This window comes from Bacillus sp. FSL K6-2944 (genome assembly GCF_038005385.1).
Classification (GTDB): domain Bacteria; phylum Bacillota; class Bacilli; order Bacillales; family Bacillaceae_G; genus Bacillus_A; species Bacillus_A cereus.
This window is the reverse complement of record NZ_JBBOTE010000005.1, coordinates 1-16,874: the sequence shown is the minus strand read 5'-3', so window position 1 is coordinate 16,874 and position 16,874 is coordinate 1. Positions and strand designations below refer to the sequence as shown.

Below are 16,874 nucleotides of genomic sequence, written 5' to 3'. Positions count from 1 at the left end.
ATTTAAAATTGTATGGTTAGGATAGTTATTGTATCCCTATTCCTTTACGCTCACAATCTTATAATAAGAATGAACAGTTAAAAAATAATAGATAACATAGATCAAACTATACACCCCTGTACTAATGATTAATGGTGTGAAAAACATAGGATTTCCGCCTAGTAGAGAAGATCCTAATACTTCTTTTACTCCTAAAGTAGCTACTATGCTATGACAAATCCCTACAAACAAGGGCATGCTGAAGATAAAACCCATTTGTTTTGCAATCGTTCTTTTCACTTCTATTTTTGTAACCCCGATCTTTTGAAGTATCGTATATCGTTCACGATCTGCATGAGCTTCTGCTACTTGTTTAAAGTAAATAATAGAACCTGTGGCCAGTAAAAAAACAAGTCCTAAGAAGAAACCACAAAAGATGAATAAGCCATTCATCATAAGTCCCATGTGATATTGCATGTAAAAACTTTCAAAATTCAGAAGTTCAGGGCCCGATGAGATAGGATCTGTTACTGGCATTGGCATGATTTTCTGTAATTTCTCTGTCAACACAGCACTATCATTCTCATCTTTTACACTCATATTTTTTACAATGCGTAATTCGCCTACCTGCTTTGCTTGGTTATATAATTGATCCGGTATCACAAGTACTAATTCCCCTAAATTTGTGATACGCTGTACCGTTGCGCCTTTAATCGTTACTTCGTGTTTTTCTTGATGGAACGTGAGTGTATCTTTTCTATTGGTAAAATAATGCTCTGTACGCGATGGATCCACACTTGTATTTCCCTCAATTACAAATGCTTCATCCTTAGCTAATGTAAGCAAAGACTTCTTTTCTAATTTCGCAATCTTGTTAAACGAGGATACAGACATCAAGTGATATGGTTCTTTTGAGTCTCCCTTCCAAGGAATCATTTCGAGTTCAAATTGTTTCATGACTGGATGGATTTGTTTTTCTTCCTCTAAAATTGTATTCACTTTCGCATCTAACGCCTCACCCTGTTTTTCATAAGAATAACTGTACGGGGCATTATCTTTCGCGTTTTTAAAAGTATTATAATACATGATACAAGCATTATTCACGGCTGTGAGTGTAACCGCACTAAGTATTGTAATAGCCGCGAGTGATTTCGCATTCCCTTTCATCCGATACAATAGCTGGGAAGTAGTAATGATATGTATGCCATTATAAAAAGAAGACTTCTTATTTCTCACTTTTTGTAAAACAAATACAGTAAAGAACTGAAACAGTAAAAATGTACCCAGCACAGTGGCCAGTAAGATGTATAGCGCAATGGGGAGAGCAGCTGTAGCACCCAGTCCTGTATGTTGTACCGTTTTCATAAACATTAATGCAAAAAAATAGCCTGAACTGATTAAGAAGATGGAACATATCGCTTTAGGTATAGAACCATTTGGCATAGCCTCACCCTGACGTTCTGCAGAAAACAATTCAATTAAGGGAAAACGATATATGACACGATAACCTTGTAATGAAGTATAACTCATAATCAACAAGAAAATAATGGCTGTATCCATAATCGCTGCTAATGGCATCTCCATATGCATATTCAATTCAAGTCCTGTTACGTGTGCTAGTAATTGGAGAAATCCCTTTGACAGTAAGCCCCCAATACCGATACCGATGAGTAAAGCAAACAAACTCATCAGCATGTTCTCAACAAATAACATGCGCGCAATTTGTTTTTTACGAATGCCTAACAAAGAGTATAAGCCCACTTCCTTTTTTCGCTTTCTGATGAAAAATTCATTTGAATAAATCATGAATATAGCTACAAAAATGATGAGCACAACGCTGGAAATTTTGAAAAGTTCTCCTATTCCTTGACCGATTCGTATTCCGGCACTGGTTGCTTGTTCAACTTGTGAGCTATATTGCAATGTTTTGAATACGAAATAAATCATAATACTAAAAATCATGGACGCAACGTATACAAAGTGTCCTTTGAAATTCCGCTGTAGATTCCGAATAGCCATACTAAATAATGTCATCTACCATACCTCCAGAGACCTCCGACATGATGTTGACGACTTGTTGAAAAAATGGTTGATGACTGAGGGATTCACGGAACAATTCTTTATATATTTCGCCATCTTTAATGAAGATGACGCGTTTACAATAACTAGCCGCAAATGCATCATGAGTGACCAATAAAATGGTGGCACTGTCTTGTTCATTCAATGCTTGTATACTTTCTAATAAATCTGTGGCTGATTTCGAGTCTAGTGCCCCTGTTGGCTCATTTGCAAAAATCATACTTGGGTCACGAGATGCAGCACAGCGTTGTTTTTGCCTACCAGACACTTGATAGGGGAACTGATGTAAAATATGATCAATACCAAACTTTTTCGCTATTTCAAGTATACGTCGATTAATTTTAGTCGCCTTTACTTTAGATAATGCTAGAGGTAATGCAATATTCTCTTTCACCGTAAGTGTATCTAATAAGTTATAGTCTTGAAAAATGAATCCTAAATGGTTCCGCCGGAACAATGCTAGTGTATCATCATTCATTTTTACAATATTTTTTCCATTAATTAAGATTTCGCCACTTGTTGCCTGATCAATAGTAGAAAGAACATTTAAAAGAGTCGTTTTACCGGATCCAGAAGGTCCCATAATACCAACGAATTCGCCCTCTTGAATCTGTAAATCGACTCCCTTTAACGCTTTAAATGTAGTTCCACCTGTACTGTATACTTTTTTTATCTGTGTTCCTTCTAGTATGGTTTTCATGTTATTTCCCTCACCCCTTCTTGTAGGGATTCTTCTCCAATGCGAAGTCTGCATTTGAAAAGAATTCCCATTATTCCAAGGACACTTAACACTTTTAACATATCGCTATCTTCCTTTCGCCATTATGATGTGAATATGCATTGTAATTATAGCCTATACAACATACAGTAAAATATCGACTCCCCTTACAGTAGCCTTACATATTTGTAAGGCTATTGATAAAAGGCCCAAAATAAAAAAGCTTCTGTGGCAAATTTTTCAACAAAAGTTTGTAACTACTCAGCCACCTTTCGGTGTCTTTTTTAAATTTTACTAGTTTCATATGCCTCCCATTTGTAAATACTGAGTATATCAAACAGGGGAGGTGAATCTTATGGTCGATCGAAAAATTATTTTAGATACATATAAAAAAGGACCTGAAGCTGTTATTTCTTTATTTGAAGAAACATTTTCTAAGTTAGAAAAACGTATACAAGAACTAGAAAATGCTTCAAAAAAAAACTCCAAAAATAGTCATAAGCCACCTTCTACAGATGGTTTGGGTAAGCCCGTTACAAAAAGTTTGCGCAAACCGTCTCATCGTCAAACGGGTGGCCAGTTGGGCCACAAGGGACATACTCTTGGTTTGACAGCGACTCCAGATCATACGATTACACATTCTCCTACATATTGTACTTGTTGTCATACTTCCTTGAACCACGAGCCTGTAAAAGGGTATCGCATTCGCCAAGTGTATGACTTACCACCTATTCAGATCGAAGTGACAGAACATAAAGTAGAACAGAAAGAATGCCCACATTGCCATTCTATCCAAGAAGCCCAATTTCCTTCGACAGTATCTCGTCCTGTTCAATATGGTCCAAATATAAAAAGACTGATTCCCTATTTAACGCATTATCAATGCATTTCTTTGAAGCGAACAAAAGAATTCTTTCAGGATTGTTTTGGACATTCTATAAGCGAAGGAACCCTGGTAAATCATACACAGGCTTTCGCTTCTCAATTGCAGCCATTCATAAAAGAAGTAAAGGAAAAGATTCTGCAGTCTCCTGTTGTCCATTTTGATGAAACTGGTATGCGTGTAGAAAACAAAACACAATGGTTACATACTGCCAGTACACCGGAGGTGACATTGCAACATATTCATCAAAAACGTGGAAAAGAAGCAATGGATGCTGGAGAAATCTTGCCATCTTTTTCTGGAATTGCGATGCATGATGGTTGGAAATCGTATGATGCGTATACAGATTGTCGTCACGTTTTATGTAATGCCCATCTCTTACGAGATTTACAAGGAATTATAGATAGTACTGGAGAACAATGGGCACAACAGATGCAGAAATTTCTAACGCAAGCGTTGACGATGAAAAAGCAATCCGAAGGTACCATGCCAAAAGCGACGCAAAAGAATCTGTTTATTATGTATCAATCCATATTGAAAGAACAACAGATTCTTTCCACGAAACAAAAGAAGAAAGGAAAGCAGACGCCTTCTCAAAATTTATGGAATCGCTTCGTCAAGTATTCTGACAGAATTCTAGCGTTTTTAGAACATCCAGCCATTCCATTTGATAACAATCAAGCAGAACGGGATATTCGGATGACGAAAGTAAAACAGAAAGTGTCTGGGACTTTCCGAAGTAAGAAAGGCGCAGAATCTTTTTGTCAGATACGAAGCTTTATGAGTACCATGAAAAAACAAAAACAATCGGTCTTACAAGCGATAAACCAAGTCATAGAAACTAGAACGGTTCCTTGGAATAACACGACTTCATAAGAGAATTTCTCTATTTGGCATAGATTCTTTCTCTGATTGGAGTATTTTCTTTTCATGTTTTCGAATCGGAAACATGTATTTGGCCTGTTTTTTTATTTGAAGAAGCTGAGTAGTTACTTAAAATCTAACCAGATTTTGTGAATTATCGTATACTTTTTCGAACTTTGCAACAGAACTTGTTAGCTTAATAGCGATGTGGTGGAACCAAAAATTATTAAAACATATTTCATTATTACTTCACTGCTTTGGCTACAAGTGCTGCGTATGCTTCTGCACCTATTTTGGTTAAATGCACACCGTCAGGTGCAAAGTAGTCTTTCTTTCCAGCACTTGCTGCATACCAATCAACTAGAGTTACATTCGGGTATTCAGATGCCGTAACTTTCAGTCTCTCATTCACGATTGATTCCCATGGACGTGGTACTCTCGTATTAATAAATATGATTTTACGTTCGTTTCCAATTACTTTTATTAATGAGACAAGTTGCTCAGTAGTAAAGGCTCCATTTGTACCTAATCCAATAATGACATAGTTTCCTAAATTCCCTTCATATTTTAACTGTTCAACTACCGGAATCGCTTTTGACAGCTGGCGACCAATTTGCGCATCAATCCTAATATCAGGAAAAGTATTTTTTAAATACGGAGTAATATCAATCATAACGGAATCGCCTATCGCAGTAACCGTGAGTGAATTTTTAGATTGCGCAGAATGTACTTCTCTGGATTCCCCTTGTTTTTGAGACGTCTCTTGATTTGGATTTTCCCAAACTGCAACTGGATGTGGCGCCGATTGTGTTTGTGCTGCCGCCCCCTTATCGTGTTGAGAATGTTCCTTAGCCTTACTAGCTTTGGATAACCCTACGACGGCTATCGACGAAACGGATAATGTACAAATTAAAGCTAACTTAACACCTAAAGTGAAATGTTGAAATCTTAAGTTCCTAAACTGAATATTCTGGAGCGCACCTTGTCGGATTGGTTTTTCAATAAACTTCCATGAAATTTGCGCAATCAATATAATGAGAAGAAATTGAAGGAGTGCTCGTATTAGTGAAAAATCCCCGGCATTTGCCTTTGGAGTCGTTAATGTAAGAATTGGATAATGCCAGAGGTATATGCCATACGATCTTATCCCGATCCAACGTAAAGGTCTAAATCGTAAAAATTGAGCAATACGGCTAGCTGGATGAGCTAGATTTGCCACTAACAATGCTGTTGCAATGGATAAGAGGACCATTCCTCCCTTGTATAGAAATGGATCATATTGATTGGTCTTCCAAAACATAACCAAAATAATAATAAGTGCAATTCCTCCCACGACGTCAAGAATAAAACGTGCCTTTGGAATAATTTTATTTGCAAGCCTCTTGCTTGGCCAAACTAGGGCAAGTACCGCTCCGATAAGTAAGGAAAAGGCCCTCGTATCTGTCCCATAATATATTCTGCTCGGATCAGTTCCAGGTTCATACAAAGTTGCCATCGCTACAGCTGAAGCAAGGGCTCCTAGACAAATTAATAAAATCATACGGGATTGTTTTTTTGTGTAGTAAAGCCCTAAACTAATGATAAACGGCCAAACAACATAGAATTGTTCCTCAACTGCTAACGACCAAAAATGATTCAAGGGATAAAGCTGGTTAAAATTATCAAAGTACGATACTTTATGATAAATATACCACCAGTTACTTACATAAAATAATGCCGCTAATGAATCTCCGCGCATTTTTTCAAGTAAAGAGCTATGAAAAATCGTAATCCATGCCAACGTTATAACGAGCATAACAAGCATTCCTGGAAGTAATCTCCTTGCCCTACTAAGCCAGAATTTTTTAAAATCAATTCTCTTATTTCTTTTCCACTCCATCGCTAGAATATCTGTAATTAAATAACCTGAAAGCACAAAAAATACAGTAACTCCTAAAAATCCTCCAGGCATCCAATTAAAATTAATATGATACAACATAACACCTAGTATAGCTAGGCCCCTTAGACTGTCCAACCCAGCCATATAACGACTACTTTTTTTAAAAGGTTTAGTCATCCTACATTCACCTCTATTTCTTGGAAATTAGGTTAATAATAATGGCACAAAATGATATTAATCCCCTAAAATTGTATAAGCTAAACTATTACAAATAGCATTTCGTAAGAATTTTTTTTAATTGCATGCACAGTAATTATTCAGACTCCCTTAAACGTTAACCATATTTTGCAAATGAGTTTATGTTTTTTCACACTTTGCAGCAAAACCTAAAATCCTACACTTGAAAAAATTGTAGCCCACTATGGTTATTTCGTAGGCATCTTTTTATAAAGATGCCTGGTATTCCATAACTGAAGAAGAATTTATACGTATTTTATCGTATTCGAATATATATGACAATCAAAAATGGTCAAAGAAAAAACACTCTTACGAGTGTTTCCCCTTGACTTGATAACCACTTCAATTTTAATAACATATGATTTTGTAGATGTACATACGGACTTAGCCCATCCTATATCCATTCTATCATAGATGTTTCGTGTTTTTGTTGAGAAAATGATAAGAGGAATGTTTTCATTACACACAGTATCTAGCCATTTAAATAGAATATATTTCTCAATACACTGGCAAAGGTTAAAAAAATGATTTGCCATATATATAAGTACTGTTGGGATGATTTTAAACCAATAAACGATAGGCCAAAAGCTCATACAAGTTAGATACCTTTATATTGGTACAATCCCAACAAGACAAAAAAGAAGAATGGAGGAATAGTTATGAAAACTATTTGTGTTTTTCATGAATCCTTGCCATAGTCAAACCATTTGGTTTCCATACTCTATGAGAAAATCTAAACCATCATGTGACAGTCAACTAGAATTTTTGATTTTTGAAATGGAGGAATTGGATGAAACGTATAGGTAAGATTATGATCATGTTGTTGTGTTGTACGATGTTAGGTTCCGTACATGTTGTACAGGCAAGTTCTATACAAGTTTCTAGCAAATTAATTGTATCTAGGCCGGTTAGTAGCGTAGCGCAAGGTATGCTTGGGAATGCATGGGTACCACCATCTAATCCGAGCCCATATGATTTACATTTACATTCATCGAAAATAAAACGACAATATATGTCCCAAAAACCTTTTCACAAGCCATATCTATATACTTCAAATTTGTTCCCTACACCATTTCAAATCGACCAATCGATTCAACCACCTGATGAGAAACTAAACTTTGCAACGCTCACTGCTACATCAGCCACTCAACAAACATATACGATGGCACAATTACAAGCACTTAGCTATGCAAATCTTGAACAAGTACTGTCAACAATCCGATGGAGTGACATTACGGATTTATTTCAATTTAATACAGACTCTCTGGCATTCTATCAAGATCAAAATCGTGTCCAATTCTTAATTCAAGTATTAGAAAAAAGAGGAAATACGTATACTGCAACAAATTCAAATGGGATAGAGACGTTAGTAGAAGTATTGCGTTCAGGATTTTATTTAGGTTATTACTATAAAGAACTTGCCTATCTCAATGAGCGTAAGTTTCATGATACGTGCTTACCGGCTTTAAAAGCCATCGCAAGTAATCCAGCTTTTCGACTTGGAACAATGGAACAGGATCGAGTCGTGGCAGCTTATGGGAATTTAATTGGAAACGCTTCAAGTAATCCAGAAATCGTGTCGTTAGCGGTTCCGATTTTAAATCAATTTAATCAAAATTTACAGGCGTATGCGAAAGAATATTCAAAAGGAACAGCCATATACAGTCTCTTAAGTGGGATTGATCATGATCTTCAAACGTATTTGTATCAAACTGGTACATCACCTAACCAATCGCCTTGGTATGGGGAAATAAACGCTTTTATCGATGAAATTGGAAAGATAGCATTATATGGTCAAGTCAATGCCGATACAGCATGGATGATTAATAATGGGATTTATTACACAAGTAGAGTCGGTGTCTTTCATACTACGCAACAAAAGGGGTTACAAATGATTACGAATGCATTACAGGTATATCCCTATTTAAGCGAAGCGTATCTAACTGCCGCTCAACAAATCAATGAAAGATATAATGGAAAGGACTTCAAGGGAATCCCCATTCAGTACAAACAAATACAAGAAGAAGGTAAGAAAAAATATATACCGAAAACCTACACATTTGATAATGGATCCATGATTATCAAAACTGGGCAACAAGTAAAGGAAGAGAAAGTGAAAATACTCTATTGGGCGTCTAAAGAAGTACAAGCACAATTTTATCGTGTGGTGGGGGCAGATACGCCATTAGAGCAAGGACATCGCGATGATATTTTGACGATGGTGATTTATAATAATCCAGAAGAATATCGGTTGAATCGTTTATTATATGGGTATGACACGAATAATGGTGGGATGTATATTGAACAAGATGGAACCTTCTTTACGTATGAGCGAACGCCACAGGATAGTATCTTTAGTTTAGAAGAGTTATTTCGTCATGAGTATACACACTATCTTCAAGGACGTTATCTCGTTCCAGGGTTATTTGGTGAAGGGAAGCTCTATGAAAATGAGCGTTTAACTTGGTTCGAAGAAGGTGGTGCAGAATTTTTTGCTGGATCTACCCGTACCCATCAAGTTGTACCAAGAAAAACAATCGTTCAACAGTTAGCGGTGAATCCTTGGAATCGATACACTTTACAGCAGACGTTATACGCCACATATGGAAGTTGGGAGTTCTATAATTATGCATTTGCCTTGCAGTCCTATCTGTATCAAAATCGGTGGGATTTATTTTCTCAATTGCACCATATCATAAAAAATAATCAAGTGATACAATATGATCAATATCGTGAAACAGTAAGTAAGAATCTGACACTCAATACAGCGTATCAAAACTATATACAGATGCTAATTGATCATCAAAATGAATATACCGCTCCAACTGTTTCAGATGAGTATTTACAACAACCAACAGCAAAGTCTTTGACGGAAGTGCAAAAGGAAATCACCCAAATCATACCACTTCAAAGCACCAATATGACAGAGCAACAATCTGACTTCTTTCATACGTTTACCTTACGAGGTACGTACACAGGAAAGAAAACAGCAGGTGTTGAGTCCGATTGGAGAAATCTAAATACTGTATTAGATACCATACTGGAACAGTTATCTACGAAATCTTGGAATGGCTACAAAACAGTGACAGCCTATTTTACAAACTACCGAGTCAATACCAATAATCAAATAGAATGTGAGATTGTTTTTCAAGGCATTGCAAATAATATAGTAGAATCCAAAGAACCAAATGAATCCATTCAAGAGGCAACGCCACTACCTTTTCGAACAAATTTTAGAGGTCACTTTGATGCAAATAATTCCTTAGATATTTATCAATTAGATGTGCAATCACCAGCCAAATTGGCTATTGAGGTTACCAATCAAAATCAGATTCAAATGAATTGGATTCTATATCATGAAAAGGATTTAAAAAATCCAGTAGCGTATGCCAAGTTTCAAGGACAACGATTATTTGAAACGTATACGGCACAACCGGGGAAATATTATTTGTATGTATATAGTTATGATAATCAATCAGGTGGGTATCAGGGGCTTGTTACAATAGAATAGAAAAGGTTTGAATCGCTATTCTTGTACAGTATGGAGTGTATATCCATACTGTTTTTTAGTTTTCTCCTCTTTTTTATAAATTTATTTCTCAACTTCAAAGGATTGCATCTTTTTTACTCGTTTTATATGATTCACATAGAGTTTTGTTGTGGAAACCTTGGAATTACCCCATTATTCGTTCACTTACCTATTTTGCAGAAAGTAAAACAGGTAAGCTAATAAACTATATGTACTACATTCTATTCTGAATTGTTACATAATGAAAAATATAGGAGGGTTCTTATGAGTAAAAGAAAAAAATGGTGTAGTAGTTTATTCATCCTGTTAGCCATACATTCTATACCAGGTATGTCTGCACAAGCTGATGAGCGACATGTACAACATACCTATAGCACACAAGATGAATATCTATATATGGGAACGACCTTTTTACAGTTACAAGACATGTTTCAACAAAATGGAAACGTATATTATCGATTAGCACCACCAGGTGCAATGGATGCACCAGCCCCAGTTGCATTACCGCCTCATATTGGAGAGAAGTATCTGATACGCCCAGATTCTTTGCAAGGATGGGTAATTCAAACCTATATGAAGCAAAAGGAAGTTTTGCCAGGAAGATGGGTACAAGAAAGAAAATTAGATTTTTATAATCAATTTAGACAGTATCAAGGAACTGCGTATCACCAATATACAGTTCCCCTATAAGATGACAAATAAAGCCGTTTATTTATCCAGTCCATATAAGAAATAGCCGTATGATTTTGTTCGATATATTACAATAAAAAGTCCCTAATAGTTTTTATACCTAAAATACAATCAAAAAATAACTCGGCACAAAAGTTCCGAGTTATTTTTTGATATCTAATGGTGGACTTGAACATTTATGTATGAAGAAAAATTATTGGAATTAGAAATGCTAAAACAACAGTAAGAGAAAAGGAATGTCATTCAGGTGGAGTTAATAATGGACGTATTCAAACAAGAGATGGCCGAATAGATGTTTAAAGGAATGTACCATTGTTTATTTTCTCTTTTTTATAGACCATAAAGCTTTTTTGCAGATACGGTACATACACTGTGTTCTCCTTTTGTCTCCCATTAAAAGAAGAAACGTTAAAAAGGAAACATTCGTTGTTTTGTGCATCACACTTGCGTTCATATTTGCACAAAGATTTTGATAGTATGTAATAATTTCCATTTGAATGTGGGGAAGTGTACATAGCCACTCCTTGAGAACACCCTATATAGATTGAATCCTTATAGTGTATTCTCTTTCTTTTGATATTGTGTCTTCAAACAAAACAACAAAAAGAGTATAGGAATATAGATATAAATTAAGTAAAATGTAAAATGTGAAGTTTGTGTAATAAATGTATTAATACTATGCCGATCTTGGAGCAAACAGGCGATGATAATATTCAAACCCAACAAGATCAGTAACGTATATCTTTGACGAATCCCCGCTATTTCTCGCATACCCCGTGTACAAGCCCAAAGGGGTAAAATGATACTTGTCACCATCTGCCAAGCGTATGTTGATACCATAAGGGTTTCAAACCTTTGTAGGAAAGGAAATGTAATCACTTGAGAAAGTGACAGTTGGGACCAAATGAGATGCGAAAGTTGTTTTTCATTAAAACATGCCAATGCAGAAACAAAAGTTAAGACATATAACAGATTCGAAAACAGCAAACCATATTGTGCGAATTTATGAGATTCTTTAGGAGTGTGAAGAAAAGGAAAAATCATAAGAATGATTTCGGAACCTGCCATCGTATAAACGGATTTGTGCATCGCATCCGCAATATCCAAATAAGAATGATTCAAAATAGGTGTAAAATCCGCCCAATGCCCATATAATCCTAAACAGTACACACAGAGAGCGGCATAAAATATGGATACAAATATAGAGGCAATACAGATTGCAGTCATTACCCGAAATCCTGATGAAATAATGTAATATACTAAAATAGACAAAATAATCGCAAGTATAAGAGTAGAAGCAGTAGGAAACATCCATACTTGTACGATTTCAATATAAGTTCGTAAGATAGAGGTACTTACAATAAAGAAATAAACGAGAAATAGGAAATTTAAACACGTTCCGATAAATCCGCCAAACATATACGTTTGAAGTTTTAAAATGCTTCCTTTAACCCAAGAGAGCATACGATACATCATCCACATTAAAATATGTAAAAAAACCCCTGCCAGTACGACTCCAATCCAGCCATCATATCCTGCTTTTTTTGCGATAATTCTAGAATACCCCGGTACACCAGCTCCAAATTGCGCACTATGTATCAAAAAGAAGATATAAATTGGAGATACTTGATATGCCTGATTAATCTTCATTGTTTTTAACTCCCGCTATATGGTATATTATCCAAATAAAAAATAAACGACAAATGCTTTCCTGATAGATGTGTTATATAGAGGCGGCGCTATTTGGGCAATGTCGATTCAGATCGTGTAATCTGGGGTTGTACGTGAATACGAATTTGACAAGTAGAGAAATATTGTTTGCCATTCTCCCAATCATCCTCTATCTCTTTCCATTTTTTGAAGTGTTGTCGTTGATACTTATCTCCAATTCCCATGACATCTAATTTATATTGTTTTTGTAGACGCTTCGTCGTCGTAGTTTGTAGTTGTTTTTTCATGCTTTTTGCCAATACCTGATTGAGCTGTTCCATGGAAAAGTGGTGATTTAGGGATGGATGAAGCTCTGCAACCTTTCCATCTACTGTTACATATATATCGAACTTAGGGTACCTGGGATTTGAAATATTGAGTTCCGTACGCTGGTGTACACGGTGAAATTCATAGGTGATGCGTTGTTTGTTCATAGGAACAGTAACAAATGGAAATTATTCCCCTTACTTTTGGGTCAGTTATATATTGTAAAGCCGCTGTATCCGTTTCATTTAACATGGAAACTAAACGATTATCCTTGCCCCTAAATAGGGCAGAACCACTTAATTCTACTCCTTGTTTTGTTCGAAATACAACCGGAAGGAAAAAGCTTTTCTTTGCAATGATTTTACTGTGAATATCGCCAATTCGCTTTTTCTCCACCATTTGTGCGTTTTTTTTCGTATGTTCCGATAACATCCAAACGTACTTAGCAGGTAAATATTCAGGGCCTGCGTTTTGTGCTAAAATTGGTTCTGCACGCCCCTTTGATACAAATAACCGAATGTTTCTTCGCATCGCCTCATCACGTGTATATACATCTAAAATATTTTGCAGCATATAGGGTGTTCGTAATACCTTTTCAGAAAAGATAATCACTTGTATATGTGGAAAAAATAAAGGACGACTAATTCTTTTGGCAATCATGCGGAAATGTGCAAAAATACTTTCACCTGTAGAACTTAAATTTATGAAATTTTTTTGTGTAGCTGTTCCACGCTCTGAGCTATTAAGTGTGTTGGGTAATACCATTTGATAGGTTCCTTTAATGGCTGACTGCGGTACTTGATCATAGGCAGCGCCAACAACAAATCCTAATTCTTCGATTTCTCTTCGTTCCGCACAAGCACACAATAGACAAAAAAGAGACCCAATAAAAATGAGTTTCAGAATAGCGTTCATATCTACTCCTTATGTTAAGAATTGGTATGTATAGTAGCGTGTGTTGTTTGAATCATAATTATGTAAAAAAGAAAAAATATGACTAGTATCAAACAAAGTTCATGCAATAAAAATGGGGTGATTCTATTGTTTATCTATAAGATCTCACCATACCATTTTGGGAAAATTGTACGTTTAGACACGATTTGAACAAAAATAACCAATTCTTTATACGTTAAGAAGACGAAACATTAGCGCTTTTGAGAAAGAGAACAAAAATAAGGAAAAATATATAAAATAAGAAAATTTTAGTCTTACATTTCATTATGAAACATATATATAATAATATGGGAGGTTCCTGTTCCTCCCGTTGCACCTGTGTGTGTGAAAAGTAGGGCTACTATTTATACGTATATAAATATGGCTCTACTTTTATAAGTTTTGTACATAATATAATTTTGAAAAAGGTGGTACACCATATATTTCATCTGATTGTTCTTCTTGTTTAAAAAATGGACATAATATCCAGTTTTTAACGGAGGGTAAAAAAACGGACACTCAGATTCTTTTTTAACAACACAGAAGGAAGGAGTTAATACATTTTACATACCCGAAGAAAAAAACGACATATACAACGCGAGGGGGCGTATAAAGGATAGTGAAAATTTTAGGGAATGGTTTAAAATTTCACGTATCATAGTGTTTTTAAAAATAAAAACCAATAAAAAACTCACAAGGGTTGCTTCTTTCCCCTTTTCTCCGCTACAATGGATATATACATTCTTTGCCCATCTCCCCGAAAAAGGGGAATAACAAAAGACATACAGAAGAAGAAAGGTGACTCACGCTATGAATCAACCTTTAGTCAATTTACGAGTCGATTTTGCTTTTAAGCAATTATTTGGTGTACAAGGACAAGAGGAATTACTGATTTCTTTCTTAAATGCAATCTTGCAGGAGTCATTATCTACACCGATTGTATCCTTAAAAATTGAAGACCCACACCTCCATAAAGAATATGAAGAAGATAAATTATCCATACTAGATATATTAGCGACACTTCAAGATGAGACAAAAGTCAATATTGAAATTCAGTTACGAAATACACAAGAAATTGTGAAACGTTCCTTATATTATTGGAGTAAATTATATACATCTCAATTAGAACAAGGGATGCCTTATCGCTCTTTGCGAAAAACGATTGCCATCAATCTATTAGACTTTCAGCTCTTTCCTCATTATGATGATATGCATACCGTCGGACAATTTTGGAGCAGGCAACATAAGGAAGTGTTACTTGAGGACCTAGAAATACATTTCATTGAGATTCCAAAGCTAGTAAGACAATGGAGAGAAGAAAAAATTAATCCGTGGGAAAATAAATTTGCTCGTTGGTTACTTTTACTACCAGCGCATGAAGATGAACATTTGACCCACACGCTGGAGGATATCGCCATGAAGCAAGATCCAATGTTACAGAAGGCAATCCACAAATGGGAAAATATGAGTCAGAGCAGTTCGTTCCGTCTCGCATATGAAGCAAGGGAAAAAGTGTTATTTGACGAGCAAGCGAAATTAGCACATGCTCGTGAGGTCGGTATAGAAGAAGGTATTGAAAAAGGAAAAGAAGTAGGCATTCAAGAAGGAAAAATCCAACTGATCCGTAGCATGCATAAAAATGGCATGGATATCGAAGATATTGCGAAGTTTACGAATATGGAACTGTCGGATATACGCCATATTTTGGGACAATAACAGAGAGGCATCTCGTGTAGGGATGTCCACTTGTTATTGTCTGATTATTTAGAAATTTTTAATTGTATTTCTCTCCTACTAAACAATTGATTGTACTGTTCCTGTATACTTTGGAGTTGTAGGCTTAATCCTTTTGCGAGGGATGTCACCTTGGGGTCTTGTTGTAAGATGAGCAACAATTGGGATACTTCTATCATCATTTGATGGATCTCATCTACTTCTTCTGTCTGCCAATCCCCAAAAATTTGTTGAAGGATAGACTCGATGAGGCTCATCTTTTGATCTATTTCTTGTAATACCTGCGTAGAATCACTAGGCCATGATTTGTCCACTCTCATCCATCCCCTGTCTTCAGCATTTACGCTTAACATACTCATATTTCTATGTCATTTTGACGGAGTAGGAGAAACAGACATCTGTCCATTTCCCCTACGGAGGTTTGAAAAACGTCAATTATCTATTTTCAAATGGGATCCTTCGATTGAAAAGGAGTATATATCTTACTAGTCCTATAGACTTAGTGATATACAGTATGAGCATTCCTAATTTCCAGTAAAATATCCGCAATTCGTTTGCCGTTTTTCAAAATCATGCGGTCTTTTGTATATCCATCTATACATTGTCCCAATTCTTGATTTAACATCACTTCTATTTCACCGCTGTCTTGTATGTTACTTGTTAGCAAAGTAGGTTGCTTACTTAAAGAGCAATACAATTGTAATGTTTCAGCCAAAGATGTTACTAATGGTCTCAACAAGACATCATATGGCGGGAGCATATCCGCAACGATTTGTTCATTTAAAACAAAATGAACGCGATTCTTCTGTACATCAAATCGATATAAGAAAATCATATACACAAGCCTCCTTTTACATATCCTGTGTGGAAATTATAGGAGGGGAATAAGAGTCATATACAGTTGTATCATTCCCTCATCCCCATAACCAAATAAAAGAATGGTATATAATCATTATATATCGTGGGAAGGCACTGTTCAATTTGTTATTTTATTTTGTAGTGACAGGGTAGCTGCTCTAGTCCGTAGGTCTTTTTCTAATAATAGTAAAAAGGGGTATTCTTGAAGGTTATGCTCTCTCCCAATTATACTATTTATTACATAAACGTAATGAGATGAGGGGAAATATGGATTTCTCTTCTAATATCTCATTTTCACTAGATAAATAATATTGTTATACTAAATGTTTTAGTTCGCTAACCTTTTTTATCTTTCTAATCTTAGTGTGATTACACCATCTAATTCTGAAGTACCAGGTACTGCTACCGGCGTACTAGCTGAAATCCGATTTGAAGAAATAAGGTTCCCCCAGACGTCACTATATGTATTTACCACTCCAGTAGTATAGAATCTTTTAGCTTCAAAACCAATGAC

The 16,874-nt window shown here is 35.8% G+C and carries 12 protein-coding genes; 4 read left to right on the top strand and 8 right to left on the bottom strand.

Annotated elements, in window-relative coordinates:
- Window positions 1-36: 36 nt before the first annotated feature.
- Both MHH55_RS32580 and MHH55_RS32575 read right to left on the bottom strand, forming a co-directional pair.
- A complete protein-coding gene (locus tag MHH55_RS32580) occupies window positions 37-2,013 on the bottom strand; it encodes an FtsX-like permease family protein (protein ID WP_078188052.1) in 1,977 nt (658 codons plus the stop codon).
- The gene (locus MHH55_RS32575) at window positions 2,000-2,758 is read right to left on the bottom strand and encodes an ABC transporter ATP-binding protein (RefSeq protein WP_078188053.1); all 759 of its coding nucleotides are present in this window, start codon (window positions 2,756-2,758) and stop codon (window positions 2,000-2,002) included. The genes MHH55_RS32580 and MHH55_RS32575 overlap by 14 nt, the downstream gene beginning before the upstream one ends.
- Window positions 2,759-3,131: 373 nt before the next feature.
- On the opposite strand from MHH55_RS32575, the gene tnpC reads away from it, so the two are divergent.
- Window positions 3,132-4,535, top strand: a complete 1,404-nt coding sequence (gene tnpC, locus MHH55_RS32570; RefSeq protein ID WP_100910632.1) for an IS66 family transposase — start codon at window positions 3,132-3,134, stop codon at window positions 4,533-4,535.
- 232 nt (window positions 4,536-4,767) lie between these two features.
- Here tnpC and MHH55_RS32565 read toward each other — a convergent pair whose 3' ends face one another.
- A complete protein-coding gene (locus MHH55_RS32565; protein ID WP_078187508.1) occupies window positions 4,768-6,579 on the bottom strand; it encodes an acyltransferase family protein in 1,812 nt (603 codons plus the stop codon).
- Window positions 6,580-7,429: 850 nt separating this feature from the next.
- On the opposite strand from MHH55_RS32565, the gene MHH55_RS32560 reads away from it, so the two are divergent.
- Together MHH55_RS32560 and MHH55_RS32555 are read left to right on the top strand one after the other, a co-directional pair.
- Entirely contained in the window at window positions 7,430-10,150 is a 2,721-nt protein-coding gene (locus MHH55_RS32560) for a collagenase (RefSeq protein WP_078187507.1), read from the top strand.
- 282 nt (window positions 10,151-10,432) lie between these two features.
- Entirely contained in the window at window positions 10,433-10,858 is a 426-nt protein-coding gene (locus MHH55_RS32555; RefSeq protein WP_078187506.1) for a hypothetical protein, read from the top strand.
- Between the two features lie 552 nt (window positions 10,859-11,410).
- Here MHH55_RS32555 and MHH55_RS32550 read toward each other — a convergent pair.
- The 3 genes from MHH55_RS32550 to MHH55_RS32540 all read right to left on the bottom strand — a co-directional run bounded on the left by MHH55_RS32550 (window position 11,411) and on the right by MHH55_RS32540 (window position 13,750).
- On the bottom strand, window positions 11,411-12,508 hold the full coding sequence (locus MHH55_RS32550; RefSeq protein ID WP_078187505.1) for a GerAB/ArcD/ProY family transporter: 1,098 nt from the start codon (window positions 12,506-12,508) through the stop codon (window positions 11,411-11,413).
- A gap of 89 nt (window positions 12,509-12,597) precedes the next feature.
- Entirely contained in the window at window positions 12,598-13,002 is a 405-nt protein-coding gene (locus MHH55_RS32545) for a Ger(x)C family spore germination C-terminal domain-containing protein (RefSeq protein ID WP_340882240.1), read from the bottom strand.
- Window positions 12,977-13,750 (bottom strand): Ger(x)C family spore germination protein, encoded by a 774-nt coding sequence (locus tag MHH55_RS32540; RefSeq protein ID WP_340882238.1) that lies wholly within the window; start codon window positions 13,748-13,750, stop codon window positions 12,977-12,979. The genes MHH55_RS32545 and MHH55_RS32540 overlap by 26 nt, the downstream gene beginning before the upstream one ends.
- Window positions 13,751-14,578: 828 nt before the next feature.
- Between MHH55_RS32540 and MHH55_RS32535 the strand changes: the two genes are divergently transcribed.
- On the top strand, window positions 14,579-15,484 hold the full coding sequence (locus tag MHH55_RS32535; RefSeq protein ID WP_233936926.1) for an Rpn family recombination-promoting nuclease/putative transposase: 906 nt from the start codon (window positions 14,579-14,581) through the stop codon (window positions 15,482-15,484).
- A 44-nt stretch (window positions 15,485-15,528) separates the two neighbouring features.
- Here MHH55_RS32535 and MHH55_RS32530 read toward each other — a convergent pair whose 3' ends face one another.
- Window positions 15,529-15,822, bottom strand: coding sequence for a hypothetical protein (locus MHH55_RS32530; protein WP_078187503.1), 294 nt, complete (start codon window positions 15,820-15,822; stop codon window positions 15,529-15,531).
- Window positions 15,823-16,001: 179 nt separating this feature from the next.
- Window positions 16,002-16,337, bottom strand: a complete 336-nt coding sequence (locus MHH55_RS32525) for a hypothetical protein (RefSeq protein WP_176116654.1) — start codon at window positions 16,335-16,337, stop codon at window positions 16,002-16,004.
- Window positions 16,338-16,874: the final 537 nt, after the last annotated feature.